We start from the raw sequence: 19065 nt of genomic DNA on the forward strand, positions 1-19065 counted from the left end.
CATTTCATTAGCAGGCATACACATCTTTTTCCGAAATAAATTACGTATGAAGCTTTGCTATGGCAGGGCTTCTTTTTTCTGGATCTTCCTATAGAGGCAAACCTGGATATACAAAAAAAAAGCCCGAATCCGCTGTCATTGCGGCCGAACCTTTATCACTTATGCTTAAATATTCGATTGACAACTGTAACAGCCAGTACTGCAGCATCCTCTAATGTGAATAGCTTTTTTTCTCTTCTGCCCCTATGTTCACTCCCGGATACCCGCTTTTCATTTTTTGCGTTTTTGAACTTGCCGAGCAGCTCCATTTCTTCGGGTGATCTAGATGATGCTCCAAAATCAGAAGATGGTTTTCCAAGGAACCATTCCAGCGTTTTGCTCCCATTTAATCGGTTCAAATCGACATTTCCTTTAATGCCGGCCATTTTTCCGCTGTCAGTGTACTGCCAAAGATCACACGGAAATGCCGGTTTATTGCTGCTATAGCGAGGAATCCAATTGAAATCGGCTTTTACTTTGGCCGCTTCAAATGCGGCGTATGTGTGATGACCGACGTATAGGCCGACTTTCTTTGCACCCAAACGCCGGAGTTCATCAATAAACGCTTGGGTGCCGGCTCGCATATCGTTCATTGTTTTTGCTTCCACATCCGCCACCCAAAACAAAGCCTCCTGATCCCCGCGTTTCCAAAAATCGCGTGCTTCCACCTTCGCATCATTTACGGATACAAAACGGCAAAATGCATAATTACCGAATGGAACGTTATTCTTCTTGCATCCGGCCGCATTTGCTGCATACTGGCGGTCGACCGTCGTACTGCCATCCTGAACACGCAAGATGGCCAGGGCAATATTTTTTCTAGCTGCCGCCCAATCGATTATTCCTTGGTGATGTGATACATCTATAATATTGCTCATTTTCCCTCTTCACTTCCATTTAAAAAATATATTAACCCAAAATATATTAACCAATTTTGCTGGAATCTATAGCTCGAGAGAGTGTGGATGTAATTATGATTTGATCAAAATCAAGTCCGAGTTGGACCGCAGTTTGCGCTATTTCAGGCCGAATTCCTGAAAGAGTTGTTTTTACCCCGATTAATGCCAAAGCTTCGACTAAATGAAAAAGTTGTTGTGCAACCATCGTATCAATCATAATAACACCCGATAAATCGATCAGAAGACAGTCCACTCTTTTTTCAGAGCATTGTTTTAATGTTTTTTCGAGTATTAATTTTGCACGTGCTGTGTCGATATCTCCAACCAATGGAAGCAATCCTGTATGGCGATTAAGGGTAATCACTGGTGAACTGAGTTCATTAATCATTTCTTGTTGGCATTGCAATCGTTTTACCGAAAATTCATGATGCTCTTCCATAAACCAAATCACGACTTTATCGATCGTGTTGATCACTTTTTTATTCCATAAATCGATAAATTCCTGTGAATATTTTTCTTTGTTTGAAAAAACAAACTCTTTTATAAAATGTAAGTATTGGTCGCGCGTTCTAAAAAACTCTCTCACGATAAAATGAATAGGCGTGGATAAATGCTGCTCATCTTTAGCAATTTGAATAACCCAATTTTCAAAGCCTGATAAAAAAGTCGATTCTTCTTGAACAAACAACTGGCAGAACTGCAAATGAAATTCGTAATTTTGTTTTTTTAACAGCTCGACAGCATTTGAATCAGTGGCCGCATATACCCCATGTGGGTCACTCTTATCCAAGGAATCGTACCATTCCTCCGTCAGCTGTGCAGCTTTCTCTAATAAAAATTCATGTAATTCTTGGACTGGATACATTCATTTTCCCCCTGAGGCTAAATAAAATGAACACCCGTTATTTTAACTTGTTTTCGGCAATTAATCTATGTTCATTTTAACAATAGAAAATATATCGTTAAAATGAACCCATCAATTCTTCAAGCCACTGCTTTTCCTTCGTTAACAGTGCTAAATCAATCAAATCTGTCATATCCTAATATTGATGCATCAGATTTTCCGGCTGCAGGCTGGCTGGCCTGGCATCGGTTTCCGCACTCATTTGCACACCGACAAACACGCTGCTATTACTGGTTCGACCCGTTCTCCATACCAGCTGTAATTGATGACAAGTTCACTTCTTGCATCAACAATGCTGACTGTTCGCCACTCTTCAATTCTTAACAAGGCAGCTGCTTCTTAAATCACTTTTTTGATGTCATTGATAAGGAGGTTTACACATGTTACCTATTGAAATTTTCGGTTGGTTTTTATGTGCATTATTAGCGGTAAGCTTTATCGTTTCGCTCATCTTCTTGCCGAAAAACTCAGAACTAGATACGAAATCCGATAATACGTTTCAAGAAAACAAGCCCATAAGACGAAAAGCAAAAAATGACCATTTGTAAAGCGCTTAGGTGCTTTTTTGATTTACCATTTGGGCGGACTTTACCGTTAAGAACAGATTAAAAGTACGCCCGGAAATTTTCTTCCAAGACTCAAAATCGATACTTTGGGAATCATATTCAGGAAGAGCTTTCCCATATGGATATGAAAATGATGAACAAAACTTTAAAAATGGAATGTAAAGGACTGAAATTATGCTGAACAAAGCCCGCTTAGCCGATTTCCGTACAGAGTTAACGAACAGAAAAAAGGAATTAGAAGCCCACTTTGAGGATAATGATCATTTCCAATTACCAAGAAGCTTGTCTGACTCCACGAGAGAATTATCCGTTTATGACAATCATCCCGCTGATATCGGAACTGAGTTATTTGAGCGAGAAAAAGATATTGCGCTGGATGAACACTCCAGATTTGAATTGCAGGATATTGATACAGCCTTAGAAGCCATTCAAAATGGAACATACGGCATTTGCAAGATCTGCAAAGAAGAAATTCCAGTGGAGCGTCTAGAAGCTGTACCAACAACTTTGTTTTGTGTTAAGGATTCACAAGACCAAAATGTTTCCCGTGACCGGCCGATTGAAGAAAAGGTCTTAACCCCTCCCTTTGGGAAATTTGATATGGATGAAAAAGATGAAAATGTTGCCCATGATGCAGAGGATTCCTGGCAGGAAGTCGCTCAATATGGAACATCCGAATCTCCATCAGATTTTGCTAATCCTCCTGAAGACTACGGCGATATGTACGTAGAATCCCAAGAAAATATAGGCTATGTAGAGGATTACGAAAATTTTGTTGCGGTAGATATTACTGGCAAAGAAATAAAAGTATATCCTTCTAAGGAACATGAAAATTATGAGGATATATTAGATGAAGAAGGCATCATGAGCTCCATCGGTGACTTGCCTGCATCTGAGCAAGAGCCTTATACCAAGAAAGACTGATTAAATAACCCACTATAAATACAGAAACATGGAATTTCATCTTTTTTTATTTTCCAACAGGGACGATGTGATTTTGTTGTGATGAAAAACCAGCTGTGATCTTTGGCGGGGTGACAGCTGGTTTTTTATATTCAAATCCGTTCTTTATGTATGTTTCTCACAGTGATGATTGGACCAAATTGAGGAATTAATCAATATCATTACACCTGATTAAGCCAGATCCTGAAGCCGCGAAAGTATTACAGGAAATATTGGGCGGACACTTTGGCGAAATGCGAACAATGATGCAGTATTTCTTCCAAAGTTCGAATTTTAGAGGTAAGGACACACAATTTCGCGACTTGCTTCGTGGTGTTTTCTTAGAAGAAATTGCCCATGTAGAGCTTGTTCAACACACAATTAACCAATTATTAAATGATTCCGGTGAATCCGCTGTTCCAGGCGATGCAGGCGTCGATCAAGCGCCTCTAGACGATGCGGTTAGACATGCTGATCCACACCATTTATCATTCAATGAAGTCCCAAGTAAAGTTCATTTACTCGGGACTTTTTCCGCTGCATCTTTTCAGCGCAGAAAAGTATCTTCTGAATTATTGTTGAGGGTGTCTTCTTCCTTTTATCTTTTCTTCTTTTCCAAAAAGGCGTGAATCAATATTTTAATTTCAAGATTAGGTATTGAATTCCTATTTAAAGGTAAAAGTATTTACTGATCTTTTTAAATGGGAGTGAATAATGATGTTGAAGTTACAAACAGACCTTGAAGGGAAAAATGCATACTTTGGCCATGTACGGGATATGTTTAAAGACCTCGGATATGATTTAGGAGGAAACTGGGATTATGATAAAGGAAGCTTCGATGCCATTTTATCGCGTGAAGGTGGAGAAGTCATTTATATCCGAATTCCTTTTACGGTTTTGAAAGGCGCACTTGATGAATATAATGCCTGGATTGAGTTTCAAACGCCCTTTGTTATCAAGCATGTCTTAAACATTGGCCTGGATAAAGATGAAAATTCATTGCTGGCCGCTTCAGGGTTTAATCAATTCCAAGATCCTGTTGATCCGGACGGACAAATAAAAAATAAAAACAAATGGGAAGACGCCGGGGAACAAGCGGTGAAACGGATCATCAGTTATTTTAATGATGGGCTGAGCGCCAGCTGATCATGTATTGGGTACTGCTTTTTCTAATATGTCCTTCTCTTTTAAGGCAGCAGTGAATAAGATAGAGTATCAAGGCAAAAAGGGGGCTTAATTTGATCCACACAGTTAAGCCCGGTGAAACGCTTTCCTCAATCGCTGGAGATTATCGTATTTCATTAGGATCTCTTATTGCTGGCAACCCTGGAATTACACCCAATTTGATTTATGTTGGACAGCGAATTGTTATTCCAGGCTTTCCTTCTCCGGCAACAATCCCTTTTTCCATTTCTATCTCCCTCTCAAACAGAACCCTGACATTGCTTTATCAGGGACAGACAAGAAAAGTGTATCCGATTGGGGTTGGCAGAATGCTTCATGAAACGCCTATAGGAGACTTTATTATTATTAATAAAGCCCCTAACCCCGGAGGACCTTATGGAACGATGTGGATGAGCTTATCTAAAAAGGGCTATGGGATTCACGGCACAAATGATCCGTCATCGATTGGAAAGTATGTCTCAAGAGGCTGTGTCCGCATGTATAATCAAGATGTAGAAGAGCTTTCCAGAACAATCCCGATTGGAACCCTCGTTTCTATCAGGCCATAGCGTATTTTAACTTAAACTCACAAGACATTTCGGAACACATTCCTTCGATTTATATTTGCCTTTTTCCTATTCAATAGATGGCCCGGTGCTCAAACGAGTCCCGGGCTTTTTGTTTATATACGGTGTCTTTGGAAACGAACCGATATTTCCCTCATACTTATCACCGTTTAAGACGACTGGATCCTTTGTTAAATACATCATTTCTGTCATCTCTCTCATGAATGACTGAAATATTCCAATAAAGCGAATCATTGTTTTTGACACCGCTCTAACAGGTTTCTTGTACCCTGTTTCCTCACGTAAAAGCTGAATAATTTCTTCCCCAGTAATCGGATGTACTGCGGGGATATTCCAGTTTTGATTGTAAGTATCTTCTCGAAAAGCGAGCTGCACCATTGCTTTTGCGCCGTCCAGCGTGTAAAGAAACTCCCGGGCCACTTTTTTATCGCCGACAAAGTTTGCCGTTTTATTCTGAGCAACACCTTTAAGTGTTTCGTGAAGGATCGTATTTTCCGCATTAGGTCCATAGATATCCGGCATATGAACAATCAACGAAGGAGGGCTGCTGTTTTTCAACTTATTTTCCATAGCTAAACGGATTTTTCCTTTTTTCGTATGTGGATTTTTCTTCGCTTCTTCCGCTTCCTCTCCTTTTGGCTGCCGTCCATACACATAAATATTGTCTACAAGAGCAATTTTTGCTTTGCTTGTTCAACTAATTCTTTCACTAATGCATAACCGATCCCGCCTGTTGCACCTAACACCATTGCTTTTTTCATCATTGTTGCCTCCTTTTAATTAACCACTGGTCAAATAAAACCAAAAAAATATAATTGACTGCTCTAAATCAAAAAGTTAATTTAGAGCATTGTTCTATTCAGTTAACCTTTTTAAAATGAAATCCACATGTGCTTGGGCAGCTTCCCGCGCTTCCTCAAACCTGTCAACGTATCCACAATAATAAGAAACAAAACCATGTATGGCTAAAAATGCGGACCAGACGTCTTTTATCGCCAGACTTTTACTGCATAAAAACTGAACTGCCTGAGCAAATTTTTGATAGCTAAGGTTAGCGGCCTCTTGGGATAAGCCATCTACCTCTGAATTCCTTACCATAAACATGATTTCATACTGGCTTTGATGATTTAAACCGAATTCAATAAAGCGAAGAAATACGTTATAAAGCTTGGCTGCATCATCTTCAGGACCTTGAACGGTTTCGTCTAAGCGCTTATTTAATTTGGAAAAATCATCTTCTACAATCGCATAAAATAACTCAGCTTTATTTTTAAAATGGTAGTAGATCGCACCGTGGCTGCAGCCCAGCTGCTTAGCGATATTGCGCATCGAAACATGTTGAAAGTCTTTTTCAACAAATTGATTTCGTGCTTCCTTTAAAATCATTTCTTTTGTCAGCTCTTGAGAAGCTGGCTTTCGTGGGGACATCCTGTCACCTCCTTTATTGACCACTGGTTAATTAGATTATAATACCATTTTTTCATTTTAACAAGAGTGAGATGAGAAACATCGGTGCATTCCATTTATTGAAGAACGCGGATTTAGACATCAAATGGCAGGCGTTTCGCAAATGATTTAGTTTATAGCGTGTATGACGCACTGATTGAAACTGCTCCGGCTAAAACCCGGGCATTGTGAAAAGAGCACTCGTATGGATGCTCTGCTGCTATTTATTCAATTCCTTATAAGCTAAAACTTTTAGGGCTACTAGCTCTTCTTCCGTTAATTTGCTTTCAAAAGAGTATCAAATTAATTGAAAATCTCTTCAAGGTCCTACAAAATCTCTCATCAGATTCTGACAATGATGACTGCATTAATAGCTGGCGTTCCATCTGCAGCTTTCTCAACAGCAACCACTCCATAAATTGTAACCGTACTTCCTTCCTCCACTTCCGTTTTAGTCGAGTTTATGATTGTAAATGTCCCGTCATCCGCCTCAAGAGAGAATGTACCCATTATACCTGGTTCTGTCACCTGTATGACTTGACCCGTCACTGTCACCTTTTTCTCTACCGGCGGCTGATCGACATTTAATTCGGTAAAAAGGGCAGGTTCAGCTTCTTCTCTCATTAGTTCAGCTAGCTCTTCTTCCGATGGTTCTTCAATAATTGCTGATGCTCCTCCTGGAAAAACACCTTGCACAAGCTCCTCTTCTTCCGACGAACAGGCATTTAACATTCCAATAACAACTATTGCTAAAAACCATCTCTTCATCTCATTTCCCGCCTTTTGTTTTTCTATCTTTGTCCTATAGGATATTTATTAAACAAAGAGACTCATAAGAACACCAAGAAGCAATAATGGTTATAAAGAATCTTTTAAAAATTAACAACATTCGTCATCTCATGATTCAGGCCGCACAGCAGCATGGTCTTTGCAATCCAGAAACGTTACGGTACAGTGAGAAATCGGAATAGACACTAAACATATCGAAGTCTTTCTCTGCTCGTAAATCACCTAACATTCTTTTTTATTAGGAAGAGCGGGTTTTCTATCCATCTATATGGACCTCTGCTTTTCAAATATTGGTTTATGGCATAACATAAATAAGTACTATAAAAAGACCCTTTTAAATTTTATTGTTGATTACCGTTTTTACCATTCATCATTGGATTACCTTTGCAGTAGTACGTTTTTTATCCTATAATGATGCGCTCTTTTGGATAGTGATACGGATGTTTGACTGGTTTGCCTCCCATAAAGAATAAGAAGGTAAACATCCCGATTTTCCCTATAAACATTAAAATCATGATCACGACCTTCCCAGCAGTACTCAAATCCGGTGTAATGCCAAGCGAAAGACCTACGGTGCCAAAGGCAGAGGAAACTTCGAATAAAATTTCCATTAAGGAAAAGGCAGGTTCAATGCATGCAAGAACGATAACTGCCACACTGCACAGTATCATAGCTGTTGTGAAAACGATGAATGACTTGATGATATCTTCATCATCGATCTCCCTTTTGAATATTTTTATTGTCCTGTTTCCATTCGCATAGTTGTAAATGGCAAGCAGCATCACAGCAAACGTGGTTGTTCTTATCCCACCGCCGGCACTGCTGGGGGATGCCCCTATGAACATAAAGACACTCAGTAACAAAATGGTAGGTACCGAAAATTTATTGATGTCGTTGATAGCCATTCCGCCAGTCCTCGAAGATATCGAATAGAACAAAGAATGAGCGAAGGATTGATACCAAGTCTTATCTGAATATAAATGACTGTACTCAAACAGATAGATGAAAATGGCTCCAATTACGATCAGTATGAAGAAAGTTGCGGTTGTAATTTTTGTGAACAAGCTGAACCGGAATGGCATCTTTCCCCTATGCCGCCTGAACCACTGACTCACCTCCATTAGAACAGGGAATCCAAGGGATCCGATAATAAAGAGTACTGAATTAAAGGTCAGAACAAAATAATCGTTTGCAAACGGAATTAGTGATTTTCCTGTGATATCAAAACCAGCATTTGTCGTAGCAGCCACAGAGGCGAAGAAACCCTGCAAATAAGCCTCTGGCCATGTTGGGAAATACTTCAAAAAATACGTACCCAATACAACAGCCCCAAATAGCTCAATTATGACAAAGAAAAAGAAGATCATTCGTATGAGCCGAACAATTCCGGAAAAAGTCGGGCTGTTTTGTTCTGTCGTCATGAGAATTCTTTCTCTGAGCCCTATTCTCTTTCGTGATACAAGCCATAGTATTGTTCCGAAAGCCATCCATGACCCCAATTCCACCAAACTGGAGGATGATTGAAAAAATGAATGTACCGGGAACACTAAGCAGCTGGCTTATATCTACCGTAGATAATCCTGTTACAGTTACCGCACTAATAGAAATGAAGACTGCATCAATAAATGCGAGCTCTGCATTCTCATAGGCTCCATTAAAGAACGTTGTTGATTTTCTTGAACAGGCTGGCGGCTTGGTTGTTATACTAAAACAAGAAGGGAATCATTCGTAGAGGAGACAAAGCATGTTTGAAATCAAAACCTTTTTAGAGAAGCATTCATATGAACGTCCAAACTTAAACAGCCTTGAGTATACAAGAGAACACTATATTGGATTAGAGGAATCATCCAAGTTAAAGGACTACTTTGCTTATAGAAAGTTTACTCCTGAGTATATTCAGGTGCATGTGACCATTCAGTACAAAAATAAAGTGTTGGTTGGAATCGACGCAGTAAATGGATTAGATTTGTGGGAACAGACTTATTTAGATGCGATTGAACAATATGTAGAAATGCGCAACGCTGAAACGATGTATGGCATTGACCCTGTGATATTGAAGTTAACTGCATTAGATAACAACTTGTTACATTTTCTCATCATCGATGAGTGGGAAACAAAACATATTCACGCCGAGGCTGTGCTCCCTGAAAAAGAGTTTTTAGAAGCCCTTATAACCGAAGCAGAACATTTCTGACAAGTGCTGCTCGATTATAAGGTATTTGAAGAAAAAAAGATGCGAGAAACAACTCCAAGTGATTATCCAGCACAAATGATTAAAAAAAAGATTACCTATTATCTTTTTGTTTTCCATTTGATTGCCCGCTGTTCCAAGTTTTTAACAAACTCATCCTTACCATCACTATATCCTTTAATGTCTTAAGGTTTCAAATATCAACAATCTTCTTTAACACATCCTAAAATTAAAAACCGCTCATGAAAGAGCGGCTTCTTCTTCATATTCCTCAATCAATTGTTTGCAGTTTTCCACCTTTTCGTTCATGGATCTTTCTAAACTGTCAGCTCGTTCCGTTTGATCTTGAGCGCGGATTTCCTCAATATAATTCTCCTGCGCTTCCCGAAACGCTTGCATCATTGATTCTAATTCGACCAACAGTCTTTCTTCTTTCGATATTTCAACTTCATACCCATTTTGCAAAGCCGAAACCAACAAAGTCATATTGTTTTCTTTATCTGCCCATGTGCGAATGTGTGCATTTTCCAGAGCTAACACTAGCCTTTTTGACGTTTTTACATCATCTGCGATTAAAAACACTTGTAACGTATCTCTTAAATGAGTATCGATTTTCTTAGATAGCTTTACTTTTTCCATCTTACTTTCCCCCCTCATTATTTTTGATGAGTCTTTCTAAATCTGTTTTATCTATAACCCGAGTTTTTCTGCTGCTTCCTTTACACCAATAACATTGTCGAGCGGATCCATTATCAATATCACCCCTAAGATATACTTATGCGTCACCACACATAAAATAATATTTAAGAATATAACCCCGGCCAAAACTAGGGATTTTTTTGGTTTATTCCTTTGTACCTTGGATCAATCCACGTTCGATAGCTACAAACAATAGACCTGTTGCATCAGATTCAGTCAATGTGCCATCATCCAGCTTTTTAACCCATTACGGATCAAGGCCATTCGGATCTTTTGCTACAAGACGATTTAATACTGTACGAGTTGAATTTTTAAGGGATGCGTTTGATGGCTGGTACAATTTGATTTCCTCCTCTTTTTCAACTGGCGCCGGCGTTGCAGCTGCAGTCGTTTGTTTAAGCCGGCGTGCGATTTCCTGTTTAGATGAAGGTATTTTTTCAGCAGCTGTTTCGTTACAGTTTTTTATCGTTACAGCTTGTTTTGGAGCAAAGAAAAAAGCACCGCAGTGGGTGCTTTACATTTTAATAATTTTCAATGTATTCATGACCAGCCGTTATTTTTTGTTATTATTCATTAATGCAGTTAAAAGTATGTGTAATCGATGTTAAATCCAACTCAAGCGCTTATACTTCATATTCATCCCACTTTAAAGGCTCATTACTTCTAAGGTAGGAATAATGGGCACACAGCCAGCCAATCCTAAAATATTTCTTTGTAATTAAAAGCAGTTGATCCTCTTTCAATAATGCTGAGGTTTTCCATGTTCACACTTCCTTTTGGTGTTCATCTCCAACGATTTACTCGACCGCCCATCGTAACGATGATGGTCTGGTCATAATCGGGCAATTCATGTGCAATGAGCCTGCCTTCTTTCACCACATACATTTTCTTTTCATTCATGAGATCGATCTCTGCTGTCATTTTTATATCTAATTTTGATTTTTCCACCCCGGACGCCCCCAGTCTGTTAAAATAGAATTGCGAGTAATATTGAAACAGGCCGGGGACTTTTTCTCGGCTTTTTTGTTTACTTTTTTCTAGACCGGGTACACTTAATATGGTTGGAATACATAAGTCTGTAATAGATTATCTCCGAGCCGAGAAAAACCTCGGCTTTTTTGTATAAATTTTTATCAAGTGGTTTATACTGGTACTGTCATTTGCAAAACCCAACTCCTACAACTCGAAACCATTTTTGCAGTCAGGCCTTTGCCTGGCTGTTTTTTTTGCAAACCCCCACCGCTTCTTCGTCATTTCTAATCGTTTCGGCGTCAAATCCTGATACTTTGCTAAAATGTGTTCATCACTCAAGCCTTTCTCCATAAACCGCATGTATTGAGCTTTGCTGAGATTTCCGTTTGAATTGACTGTCCGTTTCCCGCGTGACGAGAAACGGTTCCACAGTTGTTCGTCTGCCTCTCTAACATAGGCCGGGCGCTTTGCTTCAAATTTCTTGCAATACGCTGCCATTTCCTCTGGCGTCCACTGCTGCTCAATTACTGCTCCACGATAGGCCATTTTTGTTTTCTTCCTGTCAACTCTTCAAACCATTTCTTATCTCTTGTCATAAGCGCTAGATCAATAAGTGCTGTCTTATCCTGCATATCATCCAGCAATGTGCCAAGGGATTCAAGACGATGCTCCTTAAATAGTGCCCTCGTTGGCGTTGTCCATTCCAGTTCGCCGTTTTTGATTCTGGCGACTGTTATTATTTCAATTTGAATGCCGTAATAACCGATGTGACTGACATATCCAATGACTGTAACGTCCCCGATTTCGACTTTTTTCCACTCTCCGCTCTCCAAGTTTGTCTCCCCTTTTTTCAATAAGCAAAATACAAACCACATTAGGTATAAAAAGACGATAAATTTATGGATTTCCTTACAATACATACAAATTTTTAGAACTCTGTTATTGCGATTTTAGATGTTTTAGTACTAACATATCTGATAAAAATTTTTAAAAAACTCCTAAATCATTCGTTTCAACAATAGTGCTGGTAATCGGCTTACAAATTTTAATATTTATAAGCCACAGAGGTCATTAAGTTGCCGGCTTGTTTAAAACTTCACTATTCAGCAAACTACGTTTCACTTCCTCAATAGTTACTACATATAATAAATTTGTCCGGATACTTTTTTGCACGTATTCAGAAATTTTCGAAGTAACTATTCTTGGTTGAGATAGTTACTTTTTTGTCCAATAATGCACCTCAAATCTCTACTGTTTAATGTCACTGCCTCCGCTCCCCCTGTTTATATTCTATTACCGTTACCCCCTGCCCGATTGCTTGTTCAAGCAATTTCCGACGGATCGAAAAATCCCATGAAGTTGTTCCGCCTCCAGACTCGACAATGACCCCATCCCCCTCTGAAAACTGCAAGGATCCCACCCCTTTAGAATAGTTTCACTGGTACTAGTATCAATATTAGTATGACATTAGTACTAACGAAGGTTTTAATGGCCTATGATTTGTTCTGAACGTACTTTGAATAAAAAATGAAAACCTTGGCATGATATCGATAAAAAGGTGATATCTACATGGACTTCCCAACCATACATACAAATTTTTGGGATGCGGTTACTGCCGTCCCAATAGTTCTTATTCTCACACAGTTAATTAAAGTGTTCTTTAAGCCCTCGAAAGCATTAGTTCCAGCCATTGCGCTAATCGTCGGTTTACTTATTTCTGTCTTTATCAGCCATAGAGGGAATCTAGTTGCCGGTATGTTCATGGGATGGTTTTATGGATATTCCGCTATCGGTTCCTACGCCTCATTAAAAACGAGTATTGTATCGTATTTAAAGAAAGTTCGCCGTGAATAACTGGGACGAACTATTGAGCTTGCACTGGTCAGCAAGATCAAGATGCATTTCTGTCCGAACCTGGTTACCGTCTTTTTCATGCTTGGCTGCCTGCGCCATGTGGTATTCGTACGCTGTCATTTCAAGCTCCCTTATCCCTGTTCTAATTCTTCAATGAGCACTTCTACTTATGGTGATTCGCTATAAACTTTGAAACGATTAAATCCACTACCTGGCTGTCATCCTTCCAGATCACCTTGTATACTGTAAACTTTAATCACCTCTCGTATCCTCCTTCGAAGTTTTTATAGCTATTCGTTCATTTAAATTATTTTTTAAAATTTATGCATATTTTTCATACTTTAGAGTGGTTATATTATGATTCTAGTTTTTTAAACCTGTTTATATGTTTCTAGAAAGTATTAAAACTTTCATATAGAACACATTGTATCCAAATCAAAATACTCAAAAAAGGGGCGATCACCTTGTTAGAAATAGCTATTATTCTATCCAATGAACTGATCCGATTAATAGACCATTACTATAAGTGCAAAAATTTGCACCATAGAGAACTAATACAAGGTGATATTCAACTTTTGAATGAAGCATTGTTGCAGTGTGAACAATCAGTGTAGAAGTATCTTGGTTGTTCTTTTTTGATTTCTTTTATTGATTTTTGCACAATGTTAACTATATTTTTATGTAATCATGCAGTTTATCAATACCATGTTCCTTTTGCTGTTAATTGCCTCCGTTCACCGTTAAGGAATCGAACATCAATAGCGGCTTATTGTGGATTTGCCTTTACTTCAACAATATTTCCAAGCCCATAATGGTCACGCTCATTGTTTTTTAACGATGATAAGTGCTTTTGATGCGCTCGAATGAACAGACTGCGTTCAGCATCGGTTAGATTTTCATAGCCTTTTACTGGAGTCATGCCGTTTTCCTCCTTTGATTTAAGTACGTATTGAACAGCTGGCGCCCGGCCATAAGCTGTGCCGGATCTGTTTTTCCGCAAGCGACGATTACTTCAATGATTAATTCAACGGTGCTCATTTCTCTGCCGGTGCGATCGTAATGTGTTTTCAGCAGATGATAAACTTGTGATCGGTTCATGCCGTATCACCGTCCATTTTCTCTTCTGCTTCAAGCCGCTTAATCGCTTCGTCCAATCGCTTTTTAAAAGCCAAGTCTTTTTCCTGCTGCTGTTTTTTTGTAAAGCTACCCTTCCCTTTCGTTCTGTTGCAAGAGTGTCAATTAAATACTTTTAAACCACATTTTGGTATTCCGAATTTTATGCTCCCAAAACTCGAATTGCCTTTCCGTAAGCAATTGGCTATTTCTGAGATTGCGAACACATTCGGCGTTGAATATGTCTTCGCAGAAGAACGACTTGCACTTTGGGAGATTCAAATGATGGGCGTGGGGAGTTCTGCAGCAGGCCGGCTCTAGAACTCTTTTTCCATGAGGTGAAAGAATGGACCATCTGGAGGCAATGCACAAGATCTTGGACGCATCAAAGAAGCCGCACCAGCACAATTGCTGATACGGCTTTTACTTATTGGTTGCTACGGTTGAATTAGGTTAATCATGGCCTTTGTGTCTCATTAGTTCGAATTCGATTGTAAAAAATTATAATTTTTTGGTAAAATATACCAAGTATTGTGCCATTTCATTAATTTCATCCATTGAAGCATTTACTTCTTCTGTTAATGCTGCTTGATTCTGTGCAAGGCTGCTTATTTTGTCCATATAGGTAAGGATTATTTCAATAAGATTCTTCATTTCATTCAAACTGCTTTCGATATTCCCTGTAGCCTCTGCGCTATTGATTGCCAATTTTCTTACCTCATTCGCTACCACGCCAAAACCACAGCCTAGTTCACCTGCACGGGCAGATTCAATAGCGGCGTTTAGACCCAAAAGATTTGTTTGATCAGCAATTCCTTTTATAAAATTAGAAATATTTTGAGTTTCTTCAGCACTGCTTTTTGCTTTAATCGCAGCATTAGTGGATTGTTCCTGAGCCGCAACGAGATCCTGTGCATCATTAGTTATGGAACTGATGCCTCTCACCATCTCTTCAATCGAATTAGAAAGCTCCTGCATTCTGTAAGTCATTGTTTCCACAATATGCTCTTTATTTCTTTCATGCGTTATATCATGTATAGTTCCGGCTACACGCAAGGGAATTCCCTTAGCATCCCGAATCGTTTCTCCACCTGCATGGAACCAGCGGTATTCACCGTTTTTTAATTGCAGGCGATAATTGAGATCAAATGGTGTCTTTCCAGTATAATCATTTAAGTGGGCAGCAAAAGCTTGAATTACACGTTCCGCATCTTCTGGATGAAGCCGATCACTCCAGCTGCTCATCACATTTGGAAAATCTGTCTCATCTTTGAATCCTAGCGTTTTTCGAAATTGCGGCGACCACCAAAATTCATTATTTGGATTTACTACATCGCCTGCTGCCACTGTCATATCCCAAGGGGCTTCAACCAAAGCCTTATTAATCAAGTCATAGCGTGTTACTAGATCTTCCAATTGCTGTTCTTTCATCTTCTTATCATGTATATCAAATAATGCACCTGCAACTTTTAGAGGGAGGCCATTCACATCCCTGATTGTCGCTCCAGTAGCATGCATCCAGCGATATTCACCATTTTTAAAACGCACACGATATTCTATACCAAATGGGTTCTTTCCCGTGTGGTCAATCAAGTGATCCCCAAAAGATTCAAGCACCCAGTCCAGGTCGCCCGGATGTAAAATCCTCACCAGACTATCAAGGCTGTTAGGGAATTCCTTTTCATCCCGGTAACCAAACATTCTACGGGCCGCGTCTCCCCATACAAACGAATTATCCGGATGATTAGGATCGCCTTCTACAATATCCATTTCCCATAAACCAACTTCAATAGCTTCGGTCACTAGTTCAAGACGAAGGCAGACCTTTTCTGTGTTTTTTTGCATCATCTGGAAAACCACATTCAGATTTTCCGCTATTTCTTTTGATTCGTGACTATCGCCAAAAACGTCAAACAACCCGGAAAAGTCATTTGCTTCTACCTTAAAAGGAACATTAGGTGCTGATTCAATTGAAGATGAGATGGGTTACGCTCGGGTTTGGCAAAATATTGGCGGGAAAATGAAAATTATTTCAGGCCATTGCAGTTCTGCTATGTAATAATTAAAAAGTATTTGGGACTTGTTTTGATCAATCTTTTTTTTCAAAACATGCCTTTTTTTTAATGATTTATCAAGGCTATTAGTATTAAATCCAAAATACTTCACTCGTTTAGTACAAATTAATTCTTTATTGAATAATTTGAGTTCAACTGTTGAGAAGATCTATTTTCAATGCCCTTCACGGATTACCGGCAAATACTCGACTACTTGAAGACCGGAAAGATCCGGCGGATGGTATGGATCTGTCACTTCGTATTTGGCCAGAAGCATTTTGACTGGCGTTTTATTTTCAATCGAATCTTTCATGAGCTCTTTCGCCTGGGCATTGCATCTTCTTTCATCATCAGAAGTCAGTTCCCTTTTTCCGTTCCCGATAAAGGCAGATGTGATTGACCGGCTGATAGCCGCGAAGTAAAACCAGTACTCTGTGGAACGTTTGTCGTGTGGCAGCCCCATCACAATATTGTCAGGAAGAATGCCAATGATTTCGCCAGCTTCTCCCCAGTATTTTTCATCGCCCCAGTGCCATCCGTTCGAATAATGCACCTGGGATTCGTTAAAAGGTGCTGCTGGCTGACTCATTGTTCCACCGCCGTTTTTTCAAGGCTGATTGTTTTTGCCGCTTCAACAATGCTTTGCTTTGCACCAATAACAATTTTGACAAGTTCGGCCAGGTTTTTGGCATTACTCACTTTCATTTCTCGTTCCAGAAGCGCTTTGCAAACAGACTCAAAGTTTTTGTGATAGCTCAGTGACTTTTGAGCAAATTCGCCGGTTCCCGCACCATCAATTTTCGTTTTATATACTTCGTTTACGTTCACATTTACGCTGTCTAATGTGAGCAGATACTTACCAACCGTAATATTCATCTGTTTTTTTCTCCTCGCTGGCAATGTGCCAAGTAATCAAGTGCAATGCCTCGTGCCGGCATGATCGGCGGACAGTGTTTATCGATGCCAGCAAAAGGAATATTGTTTCGGTCCGCTGTTTTTTGATACAAACCAGTATTTTTAAAAAAATTCTGCAGATACAAAGTAAGTTTTATGCAGCACCAAAAACTCTATAATGAGGAAGGCAATACCCAGTTGCTTATCAACCGTTTTAAAAAGTTTGTCTGGTGCTTATGCATATTATTCAGCGACAACAGGTTTCTTTCCAGATTTAAGTAATTAAGAGCATCACTATAAAAAATGTTGTATATTGCCGCTTAATATTTATTAATAAGAATAATTAAAGCTCCCTAAGTAAATGTTATTACTGTTACAAATTAAAAGGAGATCATGATCATGAATAAACAACGAGCTCAAGAAATTGCCGCTTCACCAGTGATGGTCAATGTCACTTTCAATGAAGTACCCGTCTTTATTCAACATGTGGAAGAAAGCAATGAAACGGCTAGAATTTATCCTCTTAATGAGCCGCAAAAAGAGCAAAATGTTCCTTTAGCTTCCTTAAGAGAACATTAATCATTTAAGTTTTCTCTATTAGAAAGTGCACCTGGTATTTATGGGTAATTATTCAGATATTAAAGAAACCCCCAGTAAATAACCTTTACTGGGGATTTCTTTTGATGCATAGTCTCACTATAGATTTGTATGCATTCTCTACTCCGTCAATATCATTAATTGTTTGTTTTGGAGAAAAGAAAAAAAGCACCGCGATGGGTGCTTGTAGAGAATGAAATTAAAATTTATCTCGTACTCATAATTTTTAATTTATCTTTATTCGTATTCAATTTTTGGCTTAATGCTTCTTGAACCAGCACACTTACACTATCAATCGAGTTTGGATTTATCTCTACTTGTTCATAAATTTGACGTCCTTCAGGCATCCCATCACAGTCTAAGGTGTAATAACTCACTTTAATTTTTATAAGAACATCCCCTTTTACCTTATTTTCGACAAAAGGAGATAAATTCCTGCCTCTCTCGCCACCATTTAAGTGATATGATTATCCGGGTGAGGTGAATATGATGGAAACAGAACAGAAAATTGATTTAAGCGTGACCTACAACATTCTTGAGTATCCCGACATTAAAAGCGGCCGGTGCGATAATTGCGATAATGCCCAATTCAAGAGCTCCATCAAAAATGCTATTTTCTTACGTGAATGCCGTAATTGCGGTATGAAGAAGATTATTTAACCCTGTCAATTGACGGGGTTTTTTATTCCTTTCTTGTTATTTATATCTTTATCCTTCATAGCATAATTGACCCACAAACAAATGTAGGAGGTATTAGAATGAACAAAAAATGATACTTAAAGTTGGTCTGTCTTTAATTTTATTATTATCGCTGACATTGCAATTTAATGCTCTCGATCTTAATGCTGCATCAACTAAGACAGGATGGTCAACCCTTGCCATACCTTTTTGTTTATAAAAATTCAATTATAATTTTTGTCCTGTATAGTATTTATATCTCCCTTTGGATTTTCAGCTTTTTTTATTTTTTTAGAAAATACCATAAATCTTCATGTATAATACATTTGAACTAAGATAAACTACTCAAAAGGAAGAGAGGAGATGTTCGCTCTGGAAGAAGTAACCGTCATTCTATCTATTGAGCTTGGCCGTCTAATAGATGATTATTATAAATGCGAAGATTCAAACCTTAGAGAATTTATCCAAAGTGACATTCAACTTTTGAGTGAAGCATTGGCGGAATATGAACAGCCAACATAAAAAAATGTTGGTTTTTTAAAATTTTAATTATTGAATTTTGCACATTGTAACTTATGTTTTTATTTATCAATGAAGTAACAGTAACTCTTGAAGAAGAAACTCCCGAGCCTGCAGAACCTGTTGAAGAAGAAGAACCGAGAGTTATTTAAAAGTCC

Annotated in this window: 27 protein-coding genes and 1 pseudogene; 10 read left to right on the plus strand and 18 right to left on the minus strand. The window is 38.8% G+C overall.

From position 1 onward, the window contains the following. Positions 1–155: 155 nt before the first annotated feature. From NLX67_RS17595 to NLX67_RS22900, 3 genes are all read right to left on the minus strand, one after another. The gene (locus tag NLX67_RS17595; RefSeq protein WP_052728333.1) at positions 156–917 is read right to left on the minus strand and encodes a glycoside hydrolase family 25 protein; all 762 of its coding nucleotides are present in this window, start codon (positions 915–917) and stop codon (positions 156–158) included. A gap of 46 nt (positions 918–963) precedes the next feature. After that, positions 964–1803, minus strand: coding sequence for an STAS domain-containing protein (locus NLX67_RS17600; protein WP_254312770.1), 840 nt, complete (start codon positions 1801–1803; stop codon positions 964–966). Positions 1804–2040: 237 nt separating this feature from the next. Continuing rightward, positions 2041–2169 carry a hypothetical protein gene (locus NLX67_RS22900; protein WP_256519965.1) on the minus strand — a complete coding sequence of 43 codons (129 nt, stop codon included), beginning with the start codon at positions 2167–2169 and terminating at the stop codon, positions 2041–2043. Positions 2170–2222: 53 nt separating this feature from the next. Here NLX67_RS22900 and NLX67_RS17605 point away from each other — a divergent pair, with 53 nt between their 5' ends. The 5 genes and pseudogenes from NLX67_RS17605 (at position 2223) to NLX67_RS17625 (ending at position 5083) form a co-directional block, all read left to right on the plus strand. Further along, positions 2223–2390 (plus strand): hypothetical protein, encoded by a 168-nt coding sequence (locus tag NLX67_RS17605; RefSeq protein ID WP_254312771.1) that lies wholly within the window; start codon positions 2223–2225, stop codon positions 2388–2390. Between the two features lie 192 nt (positions 2391–2582). Beyond that, positions 2583–3332: a TraR/DksA C4-type zinc finger protein gene (locus tag NLX67_RS17610; RefSeq protein ID WP_046179016.1), complete on the plus strand. Its 750-nt coding sequence runs from the start codon at positions 2583–2585 to the stop codon at positions 3330–3332. Positions 3333–3501: 169 nt separating this feature from the next. Next, a pseudogene (locus NLX67_RS17615) lies at positions 3502–3835 on the plus strand (manganese catalase family protein); the annotation flags it as partial. Between the two features lie 229 nt (positions 3836–4064). Further along, on the plus strand, positions 4065–4496 hold the full coding sequence (locus NLX67_RS17620) for a YugN family protein (protein ID WP_375143405.1): 432 nt from the start codon (positions 4065–4067) through the stop codon (positions 4494–4496). Between the two features lie 92 nt (positions 4497–4588). Continuing rightward, the gene (locus tag NLX67_RS17625) at positions 4589–5083 is read left to right on the plus strand and encodes a L,D-transpeptidase family protein (RefSeq protein ID WP_254312772.1); all 495 of its coding nucleotides are present in this window, start codon (positions 4589–4591) and stop codon (positions 5081–5083) included. A gap of 66 nt (positions 5084–5149) precedes the next feature. On the opposite strand, the gene NLX67_RS17630 is transcribed toward NLX67_RS17625, so the two are convergent. From NLX67_RS17630 to NLX67_RS17650, 4 genes are all read right to left on the minus strand, one after another. Next, positions 5150–5755, minus strand: coding sequence for a Rossmann-fold NAD(P)-binding domain-containing protein (locus NLX67_RS17630; RefSeq protein ID WP_375143406.1), 606 nt, complete (start codon positions 5753–5755; stop codon positions 5150–5152). A gap of 201 nt (positions 5756–5956) precedes the next feature. Beyond that, entirely contained in the window at positions 5957–6529 is a 573-nt protein-coding gene (locus NLX67_RS17635; protein WP_254312773.1) for a TetR/AcrR family transcriptional regulator, read from the minus strand. A 360-nt stretch (positions 6530–6889) separates the two neighbouring features. Then, positions 6890–7315, minus strand: a complete 426-nt coding sequence (locus NLX67_RS17640) for a hypothetical protein (protein ID WP_254312774.1) — start codon at positions 7313–7315, stop codon at positions 6890–6892. A 422-nt stretch (positions 7316–7737) separates the two neighbouring features. After that, positions 7738–8757: a TrkH family potassium uptake protein gene (locus NLX67_RS17650; RefSeq protein WP_254312775.1), complete on the minus strand. Its 1020-nt coding sequence runs from the start codon at positions 8755–8757 to the stop codon at positions 7738–7740. Between the two features lie 323 nt (positions 8758–9080). Between NLX67_RS17650 and NLX67_RS17655 the strand changes: the two genes are divergently transcribed. Then, positions 9081–9530 (plus strand): hypothetical protein, encoded by a 450-nt coding sequence (locus tag NLX67_RS17655; protein WP_254312776.1) that lies wholly within the window; start codon positions 9081–9083, stop codon positions 9528–9530. Between the two features lie 237 nt (positions 9531–9767). On the opposite strand, the gene NLX67_RS17660 is transcribed toward NLX67_RS17655, so the two are convergent. From NLX67_RS17660 to NLX67_RS17680, 5 genes are all read right to left on the minus strand, one after another. Next, entirely contained in the window at positions 9768–10166 is a 399-nt protein-coding gene (locus NLX67_RS17660) for a hypothetical protein (protein ID WP_254312777.1), read from the minus strand. An 843-nt stretch (positions 10167–11009) separates the two neighbouring features. Beyond that, complete coding sequence (locus tag NLX67_RS17665; RefSeq protein WP_254312778.1) at positions 11010–11174, minus strand: DUF3954 domain-containing protein; 165 nt, start codon at positions 11172–11174, stop codon at positions 11010–11012. 228 nt (positions 11175–11402) lie between these two features. Further along, positions 11403–11744, minus strand: coding sequence for a hypothetical protein (locus NLX67_RS17670; protein ID WP_254312779.1), 342 nt, complete (start codon positions 11742–11744; stop codon positions 11403–11405). Continuing rightward, a complete protein-coding gene (locus NLX67_RS17675; RefSeq protein ID WP_046179319.1) occupies positions 11723–12031 on the minus strand; it encodes an IDEAL domain-containing protein in 309 nt (102 codons plus the stop codon). Before NLX67_RS17675 ends, NLX67_RS17670 begins: the two co-directional genes overlap by 22 nt. 428 nt (positions 12032–12459) lie before the next feature. After that, the gene (locus tag NLX67_RS17680) at positions 12460–12609 is read right to left on the minus strand and encodes a hypothetical protein (protein ID WP_254312780.1); all 150 of its coding nucleotides are present in this window, start codon (positions 12607–12609) and stop codon (positions 12460–12462) included. Positions 12610–12767: 158 nt separating this feature from the next. Between NLX67_RS17680 and NLX67_RS17685 the strand changes: the two genes are divergently transcribed. Next, the gene (locus NLX67_RS17685) at positions 12768–13052 is read left to right on the plus strand and encodes a hypothetical protein (protein ID WP_254312781.1); all 285 of its coding nucleotides are present in this window, start codon (positions 12768–12770) and stop codon (positions 13050–13052) included. Here the strand turns inward: NLX67_RS17685 and NLX67_RS17690 are convergent. From NLX67_RS17690 to NLX67_RS17715, 6 genes are all read right to left on the minus strand, one after another. Further along, positions 13029–13172, minus strand: coding sequence for a hypothetical protein (locus tag NLX67_RS17690; protein ID WP_254312782.1), 144 nt, complete (start codon positions 13170–13172; stop codon positions 13029–13031). The genes NLX67_RS17685 and NLX67_RS17690 overlap by 24 nt on opposite strands. Positions 13173–13818: 646 nt before the next feature. Beyond that, entirely contained in the window at positions 13819–13971 is a 153-nt protein-coding gene (locus tag NLX67_RS17695; protein WP_254312783.1) for a hypothetical protein, read from the minus strand. Then, entirely contained in the window at positions 13968–14150 is a 183-nt protein-coding gene (locus NLX67_RS17700; RefSeq protein WP_254312784.1) for a hypothetical protein, read from the minus strand. The genes NLX67_RS17695 and NLX67_RS17700 overlap by 4 nt, the downstream gene beginning before the upstream one ends. Before the next feature lie 516 nt (positions 14151–14666). Next, positions 14667–16148 carry a methyl-accepting chemotaxis protein gene (locus tag NLX67_RS17705; RefSeq protein ID WP_375143407.1) on the minus strand — a complete coding sequence of 494 codons (1482 nt, stop codon included), beginning with the start codon at positions 16146–16148 and terminating at the stop codon, positions 14667–14669. A gap of 246 nt (positions 16149–16394) precedes the next feature. Then, entirely contained in the window at positions 16395–16808 is a 414-nt protein-coding gene (locus tag NLX67_RS17710) for a hypothetical protein (RefSeq protein ID WP_254312785.1), read from the minus strand. After that, the gene (locus NLX67_RS17715) at positions 16805–17095 is read right to left on the minus strand and encodes a hypothetical protein (protein WP_254312786.1); all 291 of its coding nucleotides are present in this window, start codon (positions 17093–17095) and stop codon (positions 16805–16807) included. The genes NLX67_RS17710 and NLX67_RS17715 overlap by 4 nt, the downstream gene beginning before the upstream one ends. Positions 17096–17512: 417 nt before the next feature. On the opposite strand from NLX67_RS17715, the gene NLX67_RS17720 reads away from it, so the two are divergent. From NLX67_RS17720 to NLX67_RS17730, 3 genes are all read left to right on the plus strand, one after another. After that, positions 17513–17692, plus strand: coding sequence for a small acid-soluble spore protein H (locus tag NLX67_RS17720; protein ID WP_046179315.1), 180 nt, complete (start codon positions 17513–17515; stop codon positions 17690–17692). A 507-nt stretch (positions 17693–18199) separates the two neighbouring features. Beyond that, positions 18200–18370, plus strand: coding sequence for a DUF8096 family protein (locus tag NLX67_RS17725; protein WP_245618064.1), 171 nt, complete (start codon positions 18200–18202; stop codon positions 18368–18370). A gap of 381 nt (positions 18371–18751) precedes the next feature. Further along, positions 18752–18910 (plus strand): hypothetical protein, encoded by a 159-nt coding sequence (locus NLX67_RS17730; protein ID WP_156153986.1) that lies wholly within the window; start codon positions 18752–18754, stop codon positions 18908–18910. Positions 18911–19065: the final 155 nt, after the last annotated feature.

The sequence above is a fragment of the Domibacillus sp. A3M-37 genome (assembly GCF_024213455.1).
GTDB lineage: Bacteria > Bacillota > Bacilli > Bacillales > Domibacillaceae > Domibacillus > Domibacillus tundrae.

Excerpts from the sequence above, each read along its gene's own strand:
- NLX67_RS17595 (WP_052728333.1), bottom strand. The coding sequence starts at position 917 with ATGAGCAATATTATAGATGTATCACATCACCAAGGAATAATCGATTGG.
- NLX67_RS17600 (WP_254312770.1), bottom strand. The coding sequence starts at position 1,803 with ATGTATCCAGTCCAAGAATTACATGAATTTTTATTAGAGAAAGCTGCA.
- NLX67_RS17605 (WP_254312771.1), top strand. The coding sequence starts at position 2,223 with ATGTTACCTATTGAAATTTTCGGTTGGTTTTTATGTGCATTATTAGCG.
- NLX67_RS17610 (WP_046179016.1), top strand. The coding sequence starts at position 2,583 with ATGCTGAACAAAGCCCGCTTAGCCGATTTCCGTACAGAGTTAACGAAC.
- NLX67_RS17620 (WP_375143405.1), top strand. The coding sequence starts at position 4,065 with ATGATGTTGAAGTTACAAACAGACCTTGAAGGGAAAAATGCATACTTT.
- NLX67_RS17635 (WP_254312773.1), bottom strand. The coding sequence starts at position 6,529 with ATGTCCCCACGAAAGCCAGCTTCTCAAGAGCTGACAAAAGAAATGATT.
- NLX67_RS17640 (WP_254312774.1), bottom strand. The coding sequence starts at position 7,315 with ATGAAGAGATGGTTTTTAGCAATAGTTGTTATTGGAATGTTAAATGCC.
- NLX67_RS17650 (WP_254312775.1), bottom strand. The coding sequence starts at position 8,757 with ATGACGACAGAACAAAACAGCCCGACTTTTTCCGGAATTGTTCGGCTC.
- NLX67_RS17655 (WP_254312776.1), top strand. The coding sequence starts at position 9,081 with ATGTTTGAAATCAAAACCTTTTTAGAGAAGCATTCATATGAACGTCCA.
- NLX67_RS17660 (WP_254312777.1), bottom strand. The coding sequence starts at position 10,166 with ATGGAAAAAGTAAAGCTATCTAAGAAAATCGATACTCATTTAAGAGAT.
- NLX67_RS17670 (WP_254312779.1), bottom strand. The coding sequence starts at position 11,744 with ATGGCCTATCGTGGAGCAGTAATTGAGCAGCAGTGGACGCCAGAGGAA.
- NLX67_RS17685 (WP_254312781.1), top strand. The coding sequence starts at position 12,768 with ATGGACTTCCCAACCATACATACAAATTTTTGGGATGCGGTTACTGCC.
- NLX67_RS17690 (WP_254312782.1), bottom strand. The coding sequence starts at position 13,172 with ATGACAGCGTACGAATACCACATGGCGCAGGCAGCCAAGCATGAAAAA.
- NLX67_RS17695 (WP_254312783.1), bottom strand. The coding sequence starts at position 13,971 with ATGACTCCAGTAAAAGGCTATGAAAATCTAACCGATGCTGAACGCAGT.
- NLX67_RS17700 (WP_254312784.1), bottom strand. The coding sequence starts at position 14,150 with ATGAACCGATCACAAGTTTATCATCTGCTGAAAACACATTACGATCGC.
- NLX67_RS17710 (WP_254312785.1), bottom strand. The coding sequence starts at position 16,808 with ATGAGTCAGCCAGCAGCACCTTTTAACGAATCCCAGGTGCATTATTCG.
- NLX67_RS17715 (WP_254312786.1), bottom strand. The coding sequence starts at position 17,095 with ATGAATATTACGGTTGGTAAGTATCTGCTCACATTAGACAGCGTAAAT.
- NLX67_RS17720 (WP_046179315.1), top strand. The coding sequence starts at position 17,513 with ATGAATAAACAACGAGCTCAAGAAATTGCCGCTTCACCAGTGATGGTC.
- NLX67_RS17725 (WP_245618064.1), top strand. The coding sequence starts at position 18,200 with ATGGAAACAGAACAGAAAATTGATTTAAGCGTGACCTACAACATTCTT.
- NLX67_RS17730 (WP_156153986.1), top strand. The coding sequence starts at position 18,752 with ATGTTCGCTCTGGAAGAAGTAACCGTCATTCTATCTATTGAGCTTGGC.